This is a genomic window from Ectopseudomonas toyotomiensis, assembly GCF_900115695.1.
In the GTDB taxonomy this organism is placed as follows: Bacteria; Pseudomonadota; Gammaproteobacteria; order Pseudomonadales; family Pseudomonadaceae; genus Aquipseudomonas; species Aquipseudomonas toyotomiensis.
On the sequence record NZ_FOXK01000004.1, the window covers coordinates 78,004 to 96,393 of the forward strand.

13 protein-coding genes are annotated in these 18,390 nt (G+C 64.0%); 6 read left to right on the forward strand and 7 right to left on the reverse strand.

What is annotated here, in order from left to right; genetic code table 11:
* The first annotated feature begins 66 nt into the window (after positions 1–66).
* From tpx to BM186_RS09200, 5 genes are all read left to right on the forward strand, one after another.
* Positions 67–567: a thiol peroxidase gene (gene tpx / locus BM186_RS09180; RefSeq protein ID WP_072424113.1), complete on the forward strand. Its 501-nt coding sequence runs from the start codon at positions 67–69 to the stop codon at positions 565–567.
* A 222-nt stretch (positions 568–789) separates the two neighbouring features.
* The gene (locus tag BM186_RS09185; protein WP_072424112.1) at positions 790–2,049 is read left to right on the forward strand and encodes an MdtA/MuxA family multidrug efflux RND transporter periplasmic adaptor subunit; all 1,260 of its coding nucleotides are present in this window, start codon (positions 790–792) and stop codon (positions 2,047–2,049) included.
* Positions 2,046–5,138, forward strand: a complete 3,093-nt coding sequence (locus tag BM186_RS09190; RefSeq protein ID WP_072424111.1) for an MdtB/MuxB family multidrug efflux RND transporter permease subunit — start codon at positions 2,046–2,048, stop codon at positions 5,136–5,138. The genes BM186_RS09185 and BM186_RS09190 overlap by 4 nt, the downstream gene beginning before the upstream one ends.
* Positions 5,139–5,256: 118 nt before the next feature.
* A complete protein-coding gene (locus BM186_RS09195; protein WP_074914843.1) occupies positions 5,257–8,361 on the forward strand; it encodes a multidrug efflux RND transporter permease subunit in 3,105 nt (1,034 codons plus the stop codon).
* Positions 8,358–9,824, forward strand: a complete 1,467-nt coding sequence (locus BM186_RS09200; protein WP_072424109.1) for an efflux transporter outer membrane subunit — start codon at positions 8,358–8,360, stop codon at positions 9,822–9,824. The genes BM186_RS09195 and BM186_RS09200 overlap by 4 nt, the downstream gene beginning before the upstream one ends.
* 52 nt (positions 9,825–9,876) lie before the next feature.
* Here the strand turns inward: BM186_RS09200 and BM186_RS09205 are convergent, their stop codons facing one another.
* Positions 9,877–10,884 (reverse strand): TRAP transporter substrate-binding protein, encoded by a 1,008-nt coding sequence (locus BM186_RS09205; protein ID WP_072424108.1) that lies wholly within the window; start codon positions 10,882–10,884, stop codon positions 9,877–9,879.
* 321 nt (positions 10,885–11,205) lie between these two features.
* Here BM186_RS09205 and tam point away from each other — a divergent pair, with 321 nt between their 5' ends.
* The gene (gene tam, locus BM186_RS09210) at positions 11,206–11,967 is read left to right on the forward strand and encodes a trans-aconitate 2-methyltransferase (RefSeq protein WP_074914846.1); all 762 of its coding nucleotides are present in this window, start codon (positions 11,206–11,208) and stop codon (positions 11,965–11,967) included.
* A 111-nt stretch (positions 11,968–12,078) separates the two neighbouring features.
* Here tam and nuoN read toward each other — a convergent pair whose 3' ends face one another.
* From nuoN to nuoI, 6 genes are read right to left on the reverse strand one after another with little or no spacing between them, the layout of a single operon-like run.
* A complete protein-coding gene (nuoN, locus tag BM186_RS09215; RefSeq protein WP_072424106.1) occupies positions 12,079–13,563 on the reverse strand; it encodes an NADH-quinone oxidoreductase subunit NuoN in 1,485 nt (494 codons plus the stop codon).
* 19 nt (positions 13,564–13,582) lie between these two features.
* A complete protein-coding gene (gene nuoM / locus BM186_RS09220) occupies positions 13,583–15,112 on the reverse strand; it encodes an NADH-quinone oxidoreductase subunit M (RefSeq protein ID WP_074914848.1) in 1,530 nt (509 codons plus the stop codon).
* A 15-nt stretch (positions 15,113–15,127) separates the two neighbouring features.
* A complete protein-coding gene (gene nuoL, locus BM186_RS09225) occupies positions 15,128–16,978 on the reverse strand; it encodes an NADH-quinone oxidoreductase subunit L (protein WP_074914850.1) in 1,851 nt (616 codons plus the stop codon).
* Positions 16,975–17,283, reverse strand: coding sequence for an NADH-quinone oxidoreductase subunit NuoK (gene nuoK / locus BM186_RS09230; RefSeq protein ID WP_003460477.1), 309 nt, complete (start codon positions 17,281–17,283; stop codon positions 16,975–16,977). Before nuoK ends, nuoL begins: the two co-directional genes overlap by 4 nt.
* Positions 17,280–17,789: an NADH-quinone oxidoreductase subunit J gene (nuoJ, locus tag BM186_RS09235; RefSeq protein ID WP_072424103.1), complete on the reverse strand. Its 510-nt coding sequence runs from the start codon at positions 17,787–17,789 to the stop codon at positions 17,280–17,282. Before nuoJ ends, nuoK begins: the two co-directional genes overlap by 4 nt.
* A 9-nt stretch (positions 17,790–17,798) precedes the next feature.
* Positions 17,799–18,347 (reverse strand): NADH-quinone oxidoreductase subunit NuoI, encoded by a 549-nt coding sequence (nuoI, locus tag BM186_RS09240; RefSeq protein WP_041979355.1) that lies wholly within the window; start codon positions 18,345–18,347, stop codon positions 17,799–17,801.
* Positions 18,348–18,390: the final 43 nt, after the last annotated feature.

Genomic DNA, 18,390 nt, shown 5'->3' on the forward strand with positions numbered 1-18,390 from the left:
ATTCGCCACGGCGAACCCCATGTCACACATTTGCCCTTCAACTCCCTGAACGATAAGGAAACTCCCATGGCGCAAGTCACTCTCAAAGGCAACCCGGTGCAGGTCGAGGGTCAACTGCCGCAGGTTGGCCAACAGGCACCAGCGTTCAGCCTGGTCGCTGGCGACCTGAGCGACGTCACCCTGGCCAGCCTGGCTGGCAAGCGCAAGGTGCTGAACATCTTCCCCAGCGTCGACACCCCGACCTGCGCTACTTCCGTGCGCAAGTTCAACGCCGAAGCCGGTCAACTGAACAACACCGTGGTGCTGTGCATCTCCGCTGATCTGCCGTTCGCCCAGGCACGTTTCTGTGGTGCCGAAGGTCTGGAAAGCGTGGTCAACCTGTCCAGCCTGCGTGGCGCCGACTTCCTCAAGAACTACGGTGTGGCCATCGCCAGCGGCCCGCTGACCGGCCTGGCCGCGCGCGCCGTGGTAGTGCTGGATGAAAACGACAAGGTGCTGCACAGCGAGCTGGTTGGCGAAATCGCTGATGAGCCGAATTACGCAGCTGCCCTGGCCGCGCTCAAGTAATTGGCAAGTAAAACCAGACGGCCTGCTCTGCAGGCCGTTTTTATTTGTGCACCAAGCCGAACGTTCTGAGCACGCCGACAGTCCTTGCCCGATCCAGATTTTTTCGCGGACTCAAACAGTTAGTAACGTAAGGGCAGCGTAAAAAGCGGGTAAATGGGCTTTGCTTGACGCGGGCCAGTGCTTATCGTGCCGACTCCCCTTAAAAGTGATATTGCGCCTGCCATGTCGAATGCTTCCCCGTCTCCATCGAATTCCTCCCGTCAGTGGCTGATTGGCCTGACGTTGCTCGCTGTGCTGCTTCTGCTGCTGTGGTGGTTCTGGCCGAGCGAGCCAGAAAGCCAGCAGATGGGCCGTGGCCGTTTCGGAGACATGGGGCCGGTGCCGGTGCGCGTGGCCGAGGTCAAGCAGGGTGAGTTCGCCATCGAGCTCAAGGCGCTTGGCACGGTAACTTCCTACAACACGGTCAACGTACGCTCGCGGGTCGACGGTGAGCTGGTCAAGGTGCTGTTCGAGGAGGGCCAGCAGGTCAAGGCTGGCGACCTGTTGGCGGTAATCGATCCACGTCCTTATCAGGTGGCCTTGCAGCAGGCGCAGGGGGCGCTGCAGGAAAACCAGGCGCAACTGAAGAACGCCGAACTGGACCTGCAGCGCTACAAGGGGCTGTACGACGAAGACAGCATCGCCAAACAGACCCTGGACACCCAGCAGGCGCTGGTCAATCAGTACCGTGGCAGTCTGCAGAGCAACCAGGCCGATGTCGCCACGGCCAAGCTCAACCTCGACTTCACCCAGATTCGCGCGCCCATCGACGGTCGCCTCGGCCTACGTCAGCTGGATATCGGCAACCTGGTCAGCAGCGGCGATACCACGCCTTTGGTGGTAATCACCCAGGCCGATCCGATTGCGGTGATCTTTACCATCCCCGAGGGCGATCTGCCTGCCGTGCTGCAGCGCCGCCGCGGCGGCACGACCCTGGCCGTCGAGGCCTGGGACCGTGGTGAGCGTCTCAAACTGGCCGAGGGTGTGCTGGAAAGCCTGGATAACCAGATCGACACCACCACCGGTACGGTCAAGCTCAAGGCGCGCTTCGACAACGCCGAGCAGATGCTCTTCCCCAATCAGTTCGTCAACGTGCGTCTGCGCGTTGAAACCCGTGAGGCCGCCACCATCATTCCGTCCGCTGCGGTGCAGTTCGGCACCCAGGGTACCTTCGTCTACGTCGTGGGTGACGATAACAGGGTGAGCATCCGTCAGGTCACCATCGCCGCCAGCGACGCTGAGCGCAGCCTGGTGGCCGGTGGCGTGCAGCCTGGCGAACGGCTGGTGCTGGAGGGCACCGACCGCCTGCGCCACGGCAGCGAGGTGGAAGTGGTCGACCCGAACCTGGTGCAGAGCCCCGACGGCGCGGCCAACGAGCCTGGAGATCGCCAGGGCAAGCGCGATGGCTCCGCACGTCCGGGCGCAGCACGGAACGACGCATGAATATTTCCCGCCCCTTCATCCTGCGGCCGGTCGCCACCACGCTGTTGATGGTGGCGATCTTCCTCAGCGGTCTGATCGCCTATCGCCTGCTACCGGTGTCGGCGCTGCCGGAAGTGGATTACCCGACCATCCGTGTGCTGACCTTATATCCAGGCGCCAGTCCGGATGTGATGACCAGTGCCGTGACGGCGCCGCTGGAGCGCCAGTTCGGGCAGATGGCCGGGCTCAAACAGATGTCCTCGACCAGTTCGGGCGGCGCCTCGGTGATCACCCTGCGCTTCAATCTGGATGTTTCCCTGGCGGTGGCCGAGCAGGAAGTGCAGGCGGCGATCAACGCGGCGAGCAATCTGCTGCCTGGCGATCTACCGGCGCCGCCGGTGTACAACAAGGTCAACCCGGCCGATACGCCAGTGCTGACCCTGGCGGTGAGTTCAAAGACGATGCCGCTGCCGCAGGTCAACGACCTGGTCGATACCCGCCTGGCGCAGAAGCTCGCGCAAACCAGCGGTGTCGGCCTGGTGACCTTGGCCGGCGGGCAACGTCCGGCGGTGCGTATTCGCGTCAACCCGGAGGCGCTGGCGTCCTACGGCCTGAGCCTGGCCGACGTGCGCAGCCTGATCACGGCCAGCAACGTCAACCAGCCCAAGGGTAACTTCGACGGCCCGACCCGTGTCTCGCAGCTCGACGCCAATGACCAGCTGAAATCGGTCGACGAATACCGCGAGCTGATCCTCAGTTACGAGAACGGCGCCGCGCTGCGCCTGAAGGATGTCGCCGAGATCATCGATGGCGCCGAGAACGAGCGCCTGGCCGCCTGGGCCAACCGCAATCAGGCGGTACTGGTCAACGTGCAGCGTCAGCCTGGTGCCAACGTCATCGATGTGGTCGACCGCATCCAGACCCTGCTGCCACACCTGACCGAGGGCCTGCCGGCCAGTGTCGAGGTCAAGGTGCTCACCGACCGTACGCAGACCATCCGCGCTGCCGTGCGCGATGTGCAGCACGAACTGCTGCTGGCCATCGCCCTGGTGGTGATGGTGACCTTCCTGTTCCTGCGCAAGCTGTCGGCGACCATCATCCCGTCCATCGTCGTGCCGCTGTCGCTGATCGGCACCTTCGGTGTGATGTACCTGGCCGGTTTCACCATCAACAACCTGACGCTGATGGCGCTGACCATCGCTACCGGTTTCGTGGTCGACGACGCCATCGTCATGCTGGAGAACATCGCCCGCCATCTGGAGGAGGGCGAGACGCCGCTCAACGCCGCACTCAAGGGGGCCCGGCAGATCGGCTTCACCCTCGTTTCGCTGACCCTGTCGCTGATTGCCGTACTGATCCCGCTGCTGTTCATGGCCGATGTGGTGGGACGGCTGTTCCGCGAGTTCGCCATCACCCTGGCCGTGGCCATCCTGATTTCCCTGGTGGTGTCGCTGACCCTCACGCCGATGATGTGCGCGCGCTTGCTCAAGGCCGAGAAACCCGAGCAGGAAGGGCGCTTCTATCGCGCCGCCGGTGGCGCCATCGACGCCATGATCGAACGCTATGGCGTCTGGCTGCAGTGGGTGCTCAGGCATCAGCCGCTGACCCTGCTGGTGGCCGTGGCGACCCTGGGCCTGACCGTGCTGCTGTACTTGGCCGTGCCCAAGGGCTTCTTCCCGGTGCAGGACACCGGCGTGATCCAGGGTATTTCCGAGGCGCCGCAGTCGATTTCCTTTGCTGCCATGAGCGAACGTCAGCAGCGCCTGGCGGATGTCATCCTGCGTGATCCGGCGGTGGCCAGTCTGTCCTCGTCGATTGGCGTGGATGGCGACAATCCGACGCTCAACAGCGGCCGTCTGCTGATCAACCTGAAAACCCACGCCGAGCGCGACGTCACCGCCAGTGAGGTAATCGAGCGTCTGCGTCCTGAGCTGGCGAAGGTTCCCGGTATCGAACTGTTCATGCAGCCGGTGCAGGATCTGACCATCGAGGATCGCATCAGTCGCACCCAGTTCCAGTTCACCCTGGAGTCGCCCGACAGCGCGCTGCTGGAGACCTGGACGCCGCGTCTGGTCGAGGCGCTGCGCGAGCAGCCGGAGCTGACCGACGTGGCCAGCGACCTGCAGAACCGCGGCTTGCAGGTGTTCCTGGATATCGACCGTGACGCCGCGGCGCGCCTGGGTATCAACGTCGGCACCATCGACGATGCCTTGTACGACGCCTTTGGCCAGCGCCAGATCAGCACCATCTACACCCAGGCCAGCCAGTACCGCGTGGTGCTGGAGAGCCGCGATGGCGGGCGTATCGGCCTGGCCGCGCTGCGTCAGATTCATGTAGCCACCGGTGACGGCCAGCAGGTGCCGTTGTCGTCCCTGGCGCATGTCGAGGAGCGGCCAGCCAGCCTGCTGGTCAACCATATCGGCCAGTTCCCGGCGGTGACCCTGTCGTTCAACCTGGCGCCTGGCGTGTCGCTGGGCGAGGCAGTGGCGGTGATCGAGCGGGTCGAGCAGGAAATCGGCCTGCCGGGCGGCATCAACACCCAGTTCCAGGGGGCCGCCGAGGCGTTCCGTGCGTCGTTGTCGTCGACCTTGCTGCTGATTCTGGCCGCCATCGTCACCATGTATATCGTGCTCGGCGTGCTCTACGAGAGTTACATCCACCCGATCACCATTCTTTCCACGCTGCCGTCGGCGGGCGTCGGTGCGCTGCTGGCATTGCTGCTGACCGGTAACGACCTGGGGCTGATCGCCATCATCGGCATCATCCTGCTGATCGGTATCGTCAAGAAGAACGCGATCATGATGATCGACTTCGCCCTCGAGGCTGAACGGCATCAGGGCATGGTGCCCGAGGCGGCGATCTACCAGGCGGCGCTGCTGCGTTTCCGCCCGATCCTGATGACCACCCTGGCCGCGCTGTTTGGCGCCATCCCGCTGATGCTCGCCTCGGGCTCCGGCGCCGAGCTGCGCCAGCCGCTGGGGCTGGTGATGGTCGGCGGCCTGCTGGTCAGCCAGGTGCTGACGCTGTTCACCACGCCGGTGATCTACCTCTACTTCGATCGCCTGTCACGCCGCGTCAGCGGGCGTAGCGCTGCCGGAGTCGCGGTATGAACCCCCGTCGTAGGAGCGGCTTCAGCCGCGAACAGTTCACTGCAGGAGATTCGCGGCTGAAGCGGAATGCCGCCCAGCCGCTCCTACAGGACTGGCGAAGCCTTGGGGCCAATCGCGCATGAACCTCTCCGCCCCCTTTATCCGCCGCCCGGTGGCGACCCTGCTGCTGAGCCTGGCGATCATGCTGCTCGGTGGCGTCAGCTTTGGCCTGCTGCCGGTGGCGCCGCTGCCACAGATGGATTTCCCCACCATCACCGTGCAGGCCAACCTGCCTGGTGCCAGCCCGCAGATCATGGCCTCGACCGTGGCCACGCCGCTGGAGCGCTCGCTCGGCTCGATCGCCGGGGTCAGCCAGATGAACAGCCGCAGCAGCCAGGGCAGCACGCGGATCATGATCCAGTTCGACCTGGACAAGGACATCAACACCGCCGCGCGTGAGGTGCAGGCAGCGATCAATGCGGCGCGCGAACTGCTGCCCAGCGGCATGCGCACCATGCCCAGCTACCGCAAGATCAATCCCTCGCAGGCACCGATCATGGTGCTGTCGCTGACCAGTGCCACGCTGAACAAGGGCCAGCTGTACGACGTGGCCTCGACCATTCTGGCGCAGAAACTGGCCCAGGTTGGTGGCGTGGGTGAGGTGCAGGTCGGGGGTAGTTCGCTGCCGGCGGTACGGGTTTCCCTCGAGCCGCGCCTGCTCGATCACTATGGCATTGCGCTGGACGAAGTGCGCCAGACCATCGCTGCTAGCAATGCCCTGCGGCCCAAGGGCGCGGTCGAGGACGAGCAGCGCCGCTGGCAGGTGCAGGCCAGCGACCAGTTGGCCAAGGCCGCCGATTACCTGCCGATGATCATCCGCTACCAGGACGGCGCCGCCGTGCGCCTGGGCGACGTAGCCACGGTCACCGATGGCGTCGAAGACCGCTACAACAGCGGCTTCTACAACGACAAGGAAGCGGTGCTGCTGGTGATCAATCGGCAGAGCGGGGCGAATATACTGCAGACCATCAGCGACATCCGCGCCGAGCTGCCGGCGCTACGCGAGGTGATTCCAGCCAGCGTCGAGCTGGAAGTGGCGATGGATCGCTCGCCGGTAATCCGCGCCACCCTGCACGAGGCCGAGCAGACCCTGCTGATCGCCGTGGGCCTGGTGATCCTGGTGGTGCTGGCGTTTCTCGGGCGTTGGCGCGCAGCGCTGATTCCGGCACTGGCGGTGCCGGTGTCGCTGATCGGCAGTTTCGCCGCCATGTACTTGCTGGGGTTCTCGCTGAACAACCTGTCGCTGATGGCGCTGATCATCGCCACCGGGCTGGTGGTGGACGATGCCATCGTGGTGCTGGAGAACATCGCCCGACACATCCATAACGGCGAGAAGCCGATGGCGGCGGCGTTCAAAGGCACGCGCGAGGTGGGCTTTACCTTGCTGTCGATGAACCTGTCGCTGGTGGCGGTATTCATCTCCATCCTGTTCATGGGCGGTATCGTCGAGCGGCTGTTTCGCGAGTTCTCTATCACCCTGGCCGTGGCGGTGGTGATTTCCCTGCTGGTATCGTTGACCTTGACGCCGATGCTTTGCGCGCGCTGGCTGAAGGCCGAGGACGAGCAGTCGCGCAGTCACCTGCAGCAGTGGGGCGACCGCCTGCAGGCACGGGTTCTGGTCGTCTACGGGCGTTCGTTGGACTGGGCGCTGCGCCATTCGTTGCTGATGGTGATCAGCCTGCTGGCCACCATCGCGCTGAACGTCTACCTGTTCGTCAGCATCCCCAAGACCTTCATGCCGCAGCAGGATACTGGCCAACTGATCGGTTTTATCCGCGGTGATGATGGACTGTCATTCCAGGTCATGCAGCCAAAGATGGAGATCTTCCGCAATGCCGTATTGGCCGATCCTGCAGTGGACAGTGTGGCCGGCTTTATCGGTGGCTCGGGGGGGATCAACAACGCCTTCATGATCGTGCGGCTAAAGCCGGTGAATGAGCGTGGCGTGTCGTCGCAGCAGGTCATCAATCGCCTGCGTGCCACTGTGCCGAAGGTGCCTGGTGGGCGCATGTTCCTCATGCCGGATCAGGATCTGCAGATTGGTGGGCGCGAAGGGCGTAGCTCGGAGAACGAGTACATGCTGCTTTCGGGTGATCTCGATGCCCTGCGTGAGTGGCTGCCGAAGGTGCGTGAGGCGCTGCGCGCGCTGCCCGAACTGACCGATATCGACGCGAACGAGAACGAGGGCGCCCAGCAGATTCGCCTGGTCGTCGACCGCGAGGCTGCGCAGCGCCTTGGCGTTGAGATGAGCATGATCACCGCAGTGCTCAACAACGCCTTCAGTCAGCGTCAGGTTTCCACCATCTACGAGGCGCTGAACCAGTACAGCGTGGTGATGGAGATCAACCCGCGTTACGCCCAGCATCCCGAGGCACTGGACCAGATTCAGCTGATTACCGCCGATGGCGCACGAGTGCCGCTGTCCACCTTCGCCCGTTGGGAGCGCAGCCTGGAAGAGGACCGGGTCAACCACCAGGGCCAGTTCGCCGCCGAGAACATCGGCTTTTCCCTGGCCGAAGGGGTCAGCCTGGATCAGGCCAGCCGCGCCATCGACAATGCCGTGGCGCGGGTCGGCCTGCCCACCGAAGTTCAGGGCATGCTGGGCGGTACTGGCGCGGCCTTCCAGCAGACCCAGGGCAATCAGCCGCTGATGATCCTGCTGGCACTGGTGGTGGTGTATATCGTGTTGGGCGTGCTCTACGAGAGCTATGTGCATCCGCTGACCATCCTCTCGACCTTGCCGTCGGCCGGCGTTGGCGCCTTGCTCGCGCTGCAACTGGTAGGCATGGAGTTCAGCCTGATCTCCTTGCTGGGTCTGTTCCTGCTGATCGGTATCGTCAAGAAGAACGCCATCCTGATGGTCGATCTGGCCCTGCAACTGGAGCGGGGCGAACGCCTCAGCCCGCAGGAGTCGATTCGTCAGGCCTGTCTGCTGCGTTTCCGGCCGATCATGATGACCACCCTGGCTGCGATTCTTGGCGCCTTGCCGCTGGTGCTGGGCAGTGCCGAAGGTTCGGAGATGCGTCAGCCGCTGGGTATCACCATCGTCGGTGGTCTGGTGCTGAGCCAGATGCTTACCCTCTACACAACTCCGGTGGTCTACCTCTACTTCGACCGCCTGCGCCATCGCGTCAACCGCTGGCGTGGCGTGCGCACCGATGCTTCGTTGGAAAATCCGTTATGAATCGAGCTCCTTTCGCCCGTACTCTTGTCTCCTTGCTGCTGGCCGGCGTGCTGGGCGGCTGCGCCCTGGGGCCTGACTATCAGCGCCCCGAACTGGCGGCACCTGCACAGTTCAAACAGGTCGAGGGCTGGAAGGCCGCCGCGCCGGCAGATGTTCTGGAGCGTGGCAACTGGTGGGCGCTGTACGGCGACGCCGAGCTGGATGCACTGGCCGAGCGCCTGCAGCTGTCCAACCAGAACCTGGCCGCTGCCGAGGCCCAGTACCGCCAGGCAAGAGCATTGGTGCGCGGTGCACGGGCCAGCTTCTATCCAACGCTGTCCGGCAGCGCCGGGGTGACTCGGGCCGGGCAGGGTGGTGGTGACAGCACCATTCGTACCGCCGATGGCGTCACCGTCAGCGGTTCCGGAGCGTCAAGCATTTCCAAGAGTTATGACCTCAGCCTCAATGCAGCCTGGGAGCTGGATCTCTGGGGCAAGCTGCGCCGGGGCCTGGAGGCCAGCCGCGCCGAATTCGAGGCCAGCGCCGCCGATCTTGCCGCTGCGCGCCTGAGCCTGCAGAGCGAACTGGTGCAGAACTACCTGCAACTGCGCATCCTCGACGAACAGAAGCGCCTGCTCGACGCGACAGTGGCCGCTTACGCGCGCTCGCTGCGCCTGACCGAGAACCAGTATCGAGCCGGCATCGTGCCCAAGTCCGACGTGACCCAGGCCACCACTCAGCTCAAGAGCACGCAGGCGCAGGCAATCGATCTCGAGTGGCAGCGCGCGCAGCTCGAACATGCCATTGCCGTGCTGGTCGGCGTCAGCCCAGCCGAGCTGTCCATCGCACCGCGCGAGAGCCTGCCAGCGCTGCCCGAGGTACCTGTGGCGCTGCCGTCGCAGTTACTCGAACGTCGCCCTGACGTCGCCGCGGCCGAGCGCCGGGTGATGGCAGCCAATGCGCAAATCGGCGTGGCGGAAGCGGCCTGGTTCCCGGACCTGAGCATTTCGGCGACCGGTGGCTATCGCGGCAGCAGCTTCGCCGACTGGATCGAGGTACCCAATCGCTTCTGGTCGCTCGGCCCGCAACTGGCACTGACCCTGTTCGACGGCGGCGCGCGGCGTGCGGAGCTGGAACGTAGCGAAGCCGTCTATGACCAGACCGTGGCGCAATACCGCCAGGCCGTGCTGGACAGCTTTCGTGAAGTGGAGGATTACCTGGTGCAGTTGCGCGTGCTGGAGCAGGAGAGCGGGGTGCAGCAGGAGGCGCTGGATGCGGCGCGCGAGTCGCTGCGTTTGATCGAGAACCAGTACCGCGCTGGTACCGTCGACTACAACAGCGTGGTTACCGTACAGGCCACCGCGCTGAACAACGAACGCACCAATCTCACGCTACTGGGTAGCCGACTGACTGCCAGTGTGCAGCTGATCGCTGCTCTCGGCGGTGGCTGGCAGGTGGAACGACTGCAGCAGGCGCCCCAGTAGGTGAGGTAAGTAAACAGCCGGCATGGCGGAAAACCGCCACGCCGGCTGTGGGTCATTCGCGATGCTTGCGGTTCACCGTCTGTGCCGCCTTGATCACGTCACTGCCAATCTGCCCTTGGAACTGTTCCCATACCGGACGCATCGCATCGCGCCAGGCCTGGCGCTGCTCGGCGGTCAGGTTGATGACCTGACTGCGGCCAGAATCCACGATGCGCTGGCGGTCGGCCTGGTTGGCGGCCTCGGCCTGTTTGTTCACCACGTAGGTGACCTCATCGATGATGGCTTCCAGCTCCATCCGGATCTGATGCGGGATGCCGTACCAGAAGCGCGAATTGCTCACCAGCATGTAGTCCAGCACGCCATGGTTGGTTTCGCTGATGAAGGGCTGCACTTCATGCAGCTTTTGGCTATAGATGTTCGACCAGGGGTTTTCCGCTCCCTGTACCTGGCCACTCTGTAGTGCTTTGAAGACTTCCGAGAACGGCAGTTTCTGACTATTTGCGCCCACCTGGCCGAATTGTGCCTCCAGTACCGCCGATGGCTGAATGCGGAAGCTCAGACCGTTGGCATCTCCAGGCATGTTCAGCGCGCGGGTAGCGGAAAGTTGCTTCATGCCGTTATGCCAGTAAGCCAGACCAACGATGTTGTGGTCTTCCATCGAGCGCAACAACTGGCGGCCCTTGGCGCGTTTCTGGAAGCGGTTGACCGCATCCAGGTCATCGAACAGGAACGGCAGGTCGAACACCTGCAGTTGCTTGGTGTACTGCTCGAACTTTGCAAGAGACGGTGCCAGCAACTGAACATCGTTGTTACGCAGGGCTTCCAGCTCATTGGCGTCGCCAAAGAGGCTGGAGTTCGGGTAGACCTCGACCTTCACCTTGCCGGCCAGACGTTCCTCGACCAGTTGCTTGAACAGCAGTGCGCCCTGGCCCTTGGGAGTGGCATCGGCCACGACATGGGAGAACTTGATCAGGATAGGTTCATCGGCCAGCGCGCTGGTTGCGCTGAGAGAGGCGAACGCCATGGCGCAGATGGCCATGACGCGAACTGTATTGAACATACTGCTTCCTTTTCTTCTTATCAGGTTGCGGAGCCTTTTCGGCTACGTCGTGTTGGTCACTTTGGCGGTCGCTCAGCCGCTGGTAGCTGTTGCGGATGAACGAAGCTGGCGACTTACCATCGCAAGGCTTATGCCATTGTGGCGAAATTCCGCCAACCTGCCTGGCGTGTGAAAAGGGCTGTGACGTGTCGCACATTGGGTGGCGGATATCCGCCATGCATGTGTCAGACGAGAGCGGAAACTTGCCGGTTTCAGCGAAAGCCTTGGGGGGCGGTCAGCCTGTTATCCTGTGGCCCGCGATTGAAATCGAGGAGTGATGCGATGAGTTGGTCCGCCCAGCAGTATTCCCTGTTTGAACGTCAGCGTACCCGCCCCGTGCATGATCTGCTGGCGGCGGTGCCGCGCGATGATGCCGAGCTGGCGGTCGACCTGGGCTGCGGCCCCGGTAATTCCACTGCCGTATTGCAGGCTCATGCGCCACAGGCGCGGGTGGTGGGTATCGACAGCAGTGACGACATGCTGCGCGCGGCGCGCGAACGCCTGCCGCAGGTGACCTTCCAGTTGGCGGATATCCAGCATTGGCAGGCCGAGCGCGCACCGCAGTTGATCCTGGCCAACGCCTCGCTGCAGTGGTTGCCGGATCACGCGCAGCTCTACCCGAGATTGCTGGCGCAGTTGGCGCCCGGTGGCTGGTTGGCGATCCAGACGCCGGACAACCTGCAGGAGCCGGCACACCGTCTGGCCCGCGAGGTGGCTGCCGACGGGCCCTGGGCTGCACAAATCGGCGAGGTGCGCCATGCCGAGCGACACAGCGCGCAGGCCTATTACGACATCCTCGGCGCCCATGCCAGCGAGCTGGATATCTGGCGCACCACCTACTTCCATGTGCTGGACAATGCCGCGGCGGTGGTGGAGTGGTTCAAGTCAACGGCGTTGCTGCCGTTCCTGCAGCCACTGGAGGCCGAGCAGCAGGCAGCTTTCCTCGAGCGTTATCAGGCGGCGATTGCTGAAGCCTATCCGGCGCAGGCCGATGGTCGGGTGTTGCTGCCGTTTCCGCGTCTGTTTCTGGTGGCTCGCCGATAGCGCAACAAGCTCGCGGCTAAAGCCCCTCCCACAGATCGCAGTGAAGACTGTGGGAGAGGCTTTAGCCGCGATGCTTAAAAGAAAGCCCCCGCATCTGCGGCGGCTGTTCGTTTACTGCGCCAGGGCAAGCAGTCCGGCGTGCTGGACCAGCTCCAGCAGTGGCTGCGGGTACACGCCGATGATGAAGGCGAGCAGGGCGACCACCAGCAGCATGATGCCGCCGGCACGCTGGCCCCAGTCGAAGGGTGCATCGTGGCGATGCATGTTGGGTTCGCGCATGAATAGCGTGACCATCACCCGCAGGTAATAGAACACGCCGATGGCACTGCCCAGCACCATGGCGCCGAGCAGCCACCACAGTTGCGCTTCGACACCGGCGGCGATCACGTAGAACTTGCCGATGAAACCTGCGGTCAGCGGAATGCCGGCCAGCGACAGCATCATCACGGTGAGCACAGCGGTCAGGTACGGGCGGCGCCAGAACAGGCCACGGTATTCGTATAGCGCGTCGGCATCGCGGCCGCTGTAGGGCGTGGACATCAGGGTGATCACACCGAACGCACCCAGGCTGGTCAGCACGTAGGTGGCCAGGTACACGCCCACGGCTTCCACCGCCAGGCCCTTGCTGGCGATCAGCGCCACCAGCAGGTAACCGAAGTGGGCGATCGACGAGTAACCGAGCAGGCGTTTGAGGTTGTTCTGCAGCAGTGCCAGCAGGTTGCCGAACAGGATCGAGGCAATGGCGATCAGGGTCAGCAGGTCGCTCAACCAGCCGCCGCTCATGGCCGGAGATATCTGGTACAGGCGCAGCAGCACGGCGAATACCGCCACCTTGCTGGCAGTGGCCAGGAAGGCTGCGACTGGCGCAGGGGCACCTTCGTAGACGTCCGGCGTCCACAGATGGAAGGGTACCAGCGACAGCTTGAAGGCCAGACCGATCAGCATCATGCCGATGCCGATCTGCACCAGTTGACTGCTCTCGCGCGCCAGGCTGACGCCGATATCGGCGAAGGCCAGGTTGCCGGATTCGGCATACAACAATGCCATGCCGAACAACAGGAAGGCGCTGCCTGCCGCCGACAGCACCATGTACTTGATGCCGGCCTCCAGCGAGCGCTTGTTGAAGAAGGCATAGGCGATCATGCCGTAGGTCGGCACCGACAGCAGTTCCAGACCGATGAACAGGCCTGCCAGATGCTGGGCGCTGACCAGCACCAGGCCGCCCGCGGCGGAGAGCAGCACCAGCAGGTACAGCTCCTCGCGGTTGCCCGGGTAGCCCTTGCCCGATGCACCGCCCAGGTAGGCATGTATCAGCGTGACGCAGGCCAGGCTGGCGGCCAGCACCAGCGCCATGTAGTAGCACGCGAAGGTGTCGATCAGCAGCAGCGGGGTGACTTCCAGCGGCGTCACTTCCAGTGCCGGAATCAACGACAGCAGCGCCAGGTTCAGGCCCACCACCGAGAGGATGAAGGTCAGGGCGTGATTGCGCTTGGCGGCGATGGCCAGCATCACCACCACGGCGGTGAGGCTGGTCACCAGTAGCGGCAGCAGGGCGATCAGGTGTTGCAGGGTAAATTCGACAGCGTGATGTTCCATGAGTCTCTAATCCTTACCCTTACCGGCCCGAGGCGAGTTGATCGAGGGCGCCAGCCATCCACTGCTGCACGCCATGCATGCTGGCAGCGGAGGTGTCGAGCACCGGTTGCGGGTAAACGCCAAGCAGAATCAGCAGTACGCCGAGGCCGAGTACCATGGCCAGCTCGCGGGCTTTAAGGCCCGGCAGCGGCGCCTCCTGTTGCACCGGGCCGAAGTAGGCGCGGTGGATCATCGCCAGGGCGTACACCGAGCCGAGCACCAGGCCGGTGGCGGCCAGCACCACGACCCAGGGCGCGCTGGGGAAGCTGCCGATCAGGATGAGGAATTCACCGACGAAGTTGCCGGTGCCCGGCAGGCCCAGCGCGGCAGCGGCGAAGAACAGGCTGATGGCCGGCAGCCACGGCATGCGCGCCCAGATGCCGCCCATCTGGCGCAGGTCACGGGTATGCACGCGCTCGTAGAGCTGGCCGCAGAGGATGAACAACGCCGCGGCGGACAGACCGTGGGCGACCATCTGCACCACCGCGCCCTGCAGGGCGATCTGGCTGCCGGAGTAGATGGCGATCAGCACGAAGCCCATGTGCGAGACGCTGGAGTAGGCCACCAGGCGCTTGATGTCGGTCTGCGCGAACGACAGCAGGGCGCCATAGATGATGGCGAACACGCCGAGCCACTGGGCGATCGGTGCGAACTCGGCCGAGGCGTTGGGGAACAGCGGCAGGGCGAAACGCAGCAGGCCGTAGGCGGCGGTCTTCAGCAGGATGCCGGCCAGATCCACGGAACCTGCGGTCGGCGCCTGGGCGTGGGCGTCCGGCAGCCAGGAGTGTACCGGCACCACCGGGAATTTCACCGCGAAGGCGACGAAGAAACCGAGCATCAGCAGGTACTCGGTGCTCGGCGCCAGCTCGGTCTTCAGCAGGTCGGCGTAGTTGAAGGTCAGCACGCCGGTCTGGTTGAAGTGCACGAACACCAGGGCCAGGATCGACACCAGCATGATCAGACCGCTGGCCTGGGTGAAGATGAAGAACTTGGTGGCGGCGGTGATGCGGGTACGGCCGTCGCTGCCGCTGTGACCCCACAGCGCGATGAGAAAATACATCGGCACCAGCATCATTTCCCAGAAGAAGAAGAACAGGAACAGATCGACGGCGAGGAACACACCGACCACGCCACCGAGAATCCACATCAGGTTGAGGTGGAAGAAACCGACACGGTTCTGGATCTCGTTCCACGAGCACAGCACCGACAGCACGCCGAGCAGACCGGTAAGCACCACCATCAGCACCGACAGGCCATCCATCGCCAAGTGGATGGTGATGCCCAGGCGCGGAATCCAGTCGATGACGAACTCGTGGGCCCAGCGCGGGCCGCCGCCAGGAGCGGGTGCCAGGGTGAAATCACCGCTGGCCCACAGCCACAGGCCGAGGCCGAACAGCAGGCCCATGGTGAGCAGGGCGATCCAGCGCGGCAGGACGTGGCCGAAGCGCTCGCCTTGCCAGCACAGCAGGCCGCCGATGAAGGGAATCAGGATTAGCCAGGGCAGAATCATGACAGGCTGTTTTCCTTAACTCAGAAAGAGGATGGCGGCGAGCACCAGTACGGCGCCCCCGGCGATCGAAGCGGCGTACCAGCGCACCTGGCCGTTCTCGCTGCGCACCAAGGTAGCGTTGCCACCGCGTGCGAGCAGTGGAATCAGGCCGATACCGCGGTCGATGGGGTCGCGGCGCAGCAGATGGCAGAGCGCAAGGTAAGGGCGCACGAACAGCTTGTCGTAGAGCCAGTCGAAGCCCCAGGCGGCGAACCACAGGGCGCTCAGCAGGCGGCCCGGTGCGCTCTGCGCCACGGTGGAGGCGACGCGGCGCCGGCCGAGGAAGAGCAGGGCGGCGATGACGATACCGCTCACGGCGATCAGCCCCGACAGCAGTTCCAGGCTGTGCTTGGCCTCGCCACCGGCATGGCCGGCGCTTTCCGGCAGCACACCGGCCAGCGGCGGGGTGATCCAGGCACCGATGAAAGTGGACAGCACGATTAGCACGATCAGCGGCAGGTTGTGGGCGATGCCATGACCGGCGTGCGCCTCGGTCTTCGGCTCGCCGTGGAAGGCGATGAAGGTCAGGCGGAAGGTGTAGATCGAGGTCAGGAAGGCACCGACCAGGCCGGCGTAGAGCAGCTCGCTGTGGCCGCTGGCGAAGGCTTCCCAGAGGATTTCGTCCTTGGAGTAGAAACCAGCGGTCAGCAGCGGCAGGGCAGCCAGTGCCGCGCCACCGACGACGAAGCTGGCGTAGGCCAGCGGCAGCTTCCTCCACAGGCCGCCCATCCTGAAGATGTTCTGCTCGTGGTGGCAGGCGTGAATCACTGCACCGGAGGCGAGGAACAGCAGGGCCTTGAAGAAGGCGTGGGTCATCAGGTGGAAGATCGCCGCATCCCAGGCACCAACGCCCAGGGCGAGGAACATGTAGCCGATCTGGCTCATGGTCGAGTAGGCGAGGATGCGCTTGATGTCGGTCTGCACCAGTGCGGCGAAACCGGCCAGTACCAGGGTCACGCCACCGACGATGCCGACCAGTTCGAGAATCTCCGGGGTCAGCAGGAACAGGCCATGGGTACGGGCGATCAGGTAGACGCCAGCGGTGACCATGGTCGCCGCGTGGATCAGCGCCGACACCGGGGTCGGGCCGGCCATGGCGTCGGCCAGCCAGGTCTGCAGCGGCAACTGGGCGGACTTGCCCACCGCGCCGCCCAGCAGCATCAGCGTGGCAAGCCACAGCCAGGCGTCACCGGCCACGTATTGCTGCGGTGCCAGCACCATCAGCTCCTGAATGTTCAGGGTGCCGAGGTTGATGAACAGCAGGAACATACCGATCATCAGGAACACGTCGCCGACGCGGGTGACGATGAACGCCTTGAGCGCCGCGTTACCGTTGGGCACGTGCTTGTAGTAGAAGCCGATCAAGAGGTACGAGCACAGGCCCACGCCTTCCCAGCCGAAGAACAGCACCAGCAGGTTGTCGCCGAGAACCAGCAGCAACATGCTGAAGATGAACAGATTGGTGTAGGCAAAGAAGCGCGAATAGCCTTCCTCGCCGCGCATGTACCAACTGGCGAACAGGTGAATGAGGAAGCCCACGCCGGTGACCACGCCGAGCATGGTCACCGACAGGCCGTCCAGATGCAGGGTGAAGCTCGGCGCCAGGCCTTCGACGCTCATCCACTGCCATAGGGTCAGGCTGTAGGCGCTGCCGGCCGGCGGGTTGCCGAGGAAAGCCGCGATGACCCAGGCGGCGCTGGCCGCCGCCAGGCCGATGGAGCCGACGCCGATCAGCGCGCTGGTGTTTTCCGAGAGGCGTCCGCGCGAGAAGGCCAGCAGCAGCCAGCCGAGTAGCGGGAAGAATAGAGTCAGGGCTAGAAGGTTCATCCGCGCATCTCGCTGGCAGCGTCGATATCCAGAGTGTTGAAGCGGCGATACAGCTGCAGCAGGATCGCCAGGCCGATGCTGGCCTCAGCGGCTGCCAGGGTAATCACCAGAATGAACATCACCTGGCCGTCAGCCGCGCCCCAGCGGGCGCCGGCGACGACGAAGGCCAGCGCAGCGGCGTTCATCATCACTTCCAGGCTCATCAGAATGAACAGGATGTTGCGCCGCACCATCAGGCCGACCAGGCCGATACAGAACAGCACGCCGGCCAGGGCCAGGCCGTGCTCCAGAGGTATGCCGGTCATACGGTGGGCTCCTTGGCGTCATGGCGGCCCAGGTGGTAGGCAGCGACCAGTGCGGCGAGCAGCAGCATGGAGGCCAGCTCTACGGCTAGCAGGTAGGGGCCGAACAGGCTGATACCGACGGCCTTGGCTTCCACTGTGGTGTGGCCGATATGAGCGTCGCTGACGTGGTTCAGCAGCACATAGAGCAGCTGGCCGAGCAGCAGGGCGCTGAGAATCGCCGGGCCGACCCAGATGCCAGGCGTCAGCCACCGGCGCTCCTGGTCGGCGGCAGCCGGGCCAAGGTTGAGCATCATCACCACGAAGACGAACAGCACCATGATGGCGCCGGCATAGACGATGATTTCCAGCGCGCCGGCAAAGGGCGCACCGAGGGCAAAGAACACCATCGACACCGCTAGCAGCGAGACGATGAGGTAGAGCAGGGCATGCACCGGGTTGGTGTTGGTGACCACCCCGACCGTTGCTGCCACCGCCACACCGGCGGCGAAGTAAAACGCGAATTCCATCAGAAACTCCTAAGGCAGCAGGCTCTTCACGTTGATCGGCTCGGCCTCGTTCTGCGCGGCGCCCTTGGGCTTGCCGGCGATGGCCATACCGGCAACGCGGTAGAAGTTGTAGTCCGGGTTCTTGCCGGGGCCGCTGATCAGCAGGTCTTCCTTCTCGTACACCAGATCCTGGCGCTTGAACTCGCCCATCTCGAAATCCGGGGTGAGCTGGATCGCGGTGGTCGGGCAGGCTTCCTCGCACAGACCGCAGAAGATGCAGCGCGAGAAGTTGATGCGGAAGAACTCTGGGTACCAACGACCGTCGTCGGTTTCCGCCTTCTGCAGCGAGATGCAGCCCACCGGGCAGGCCACGGCGCACAGGTTGCAGGCTACGCAGCGTTCCTCGCCGTCGGGGTCGCGGGTCAGGACGATGCGGCCACGGTAGCGCGGCGGCAGGTAGACCGGCTCTTCCGGGTATTGCAGGGTGTCGCGCTTGCGAAAGCCATGGCTGAACACCATGACCAGGCTGCGCAGTTGGGTGCCGGTACCGACCAGCACGTCCCAGATGTATTTGAACATTCTCATCTCTCCTACGAGGAAATCTACAAATTGCTGCACTCGG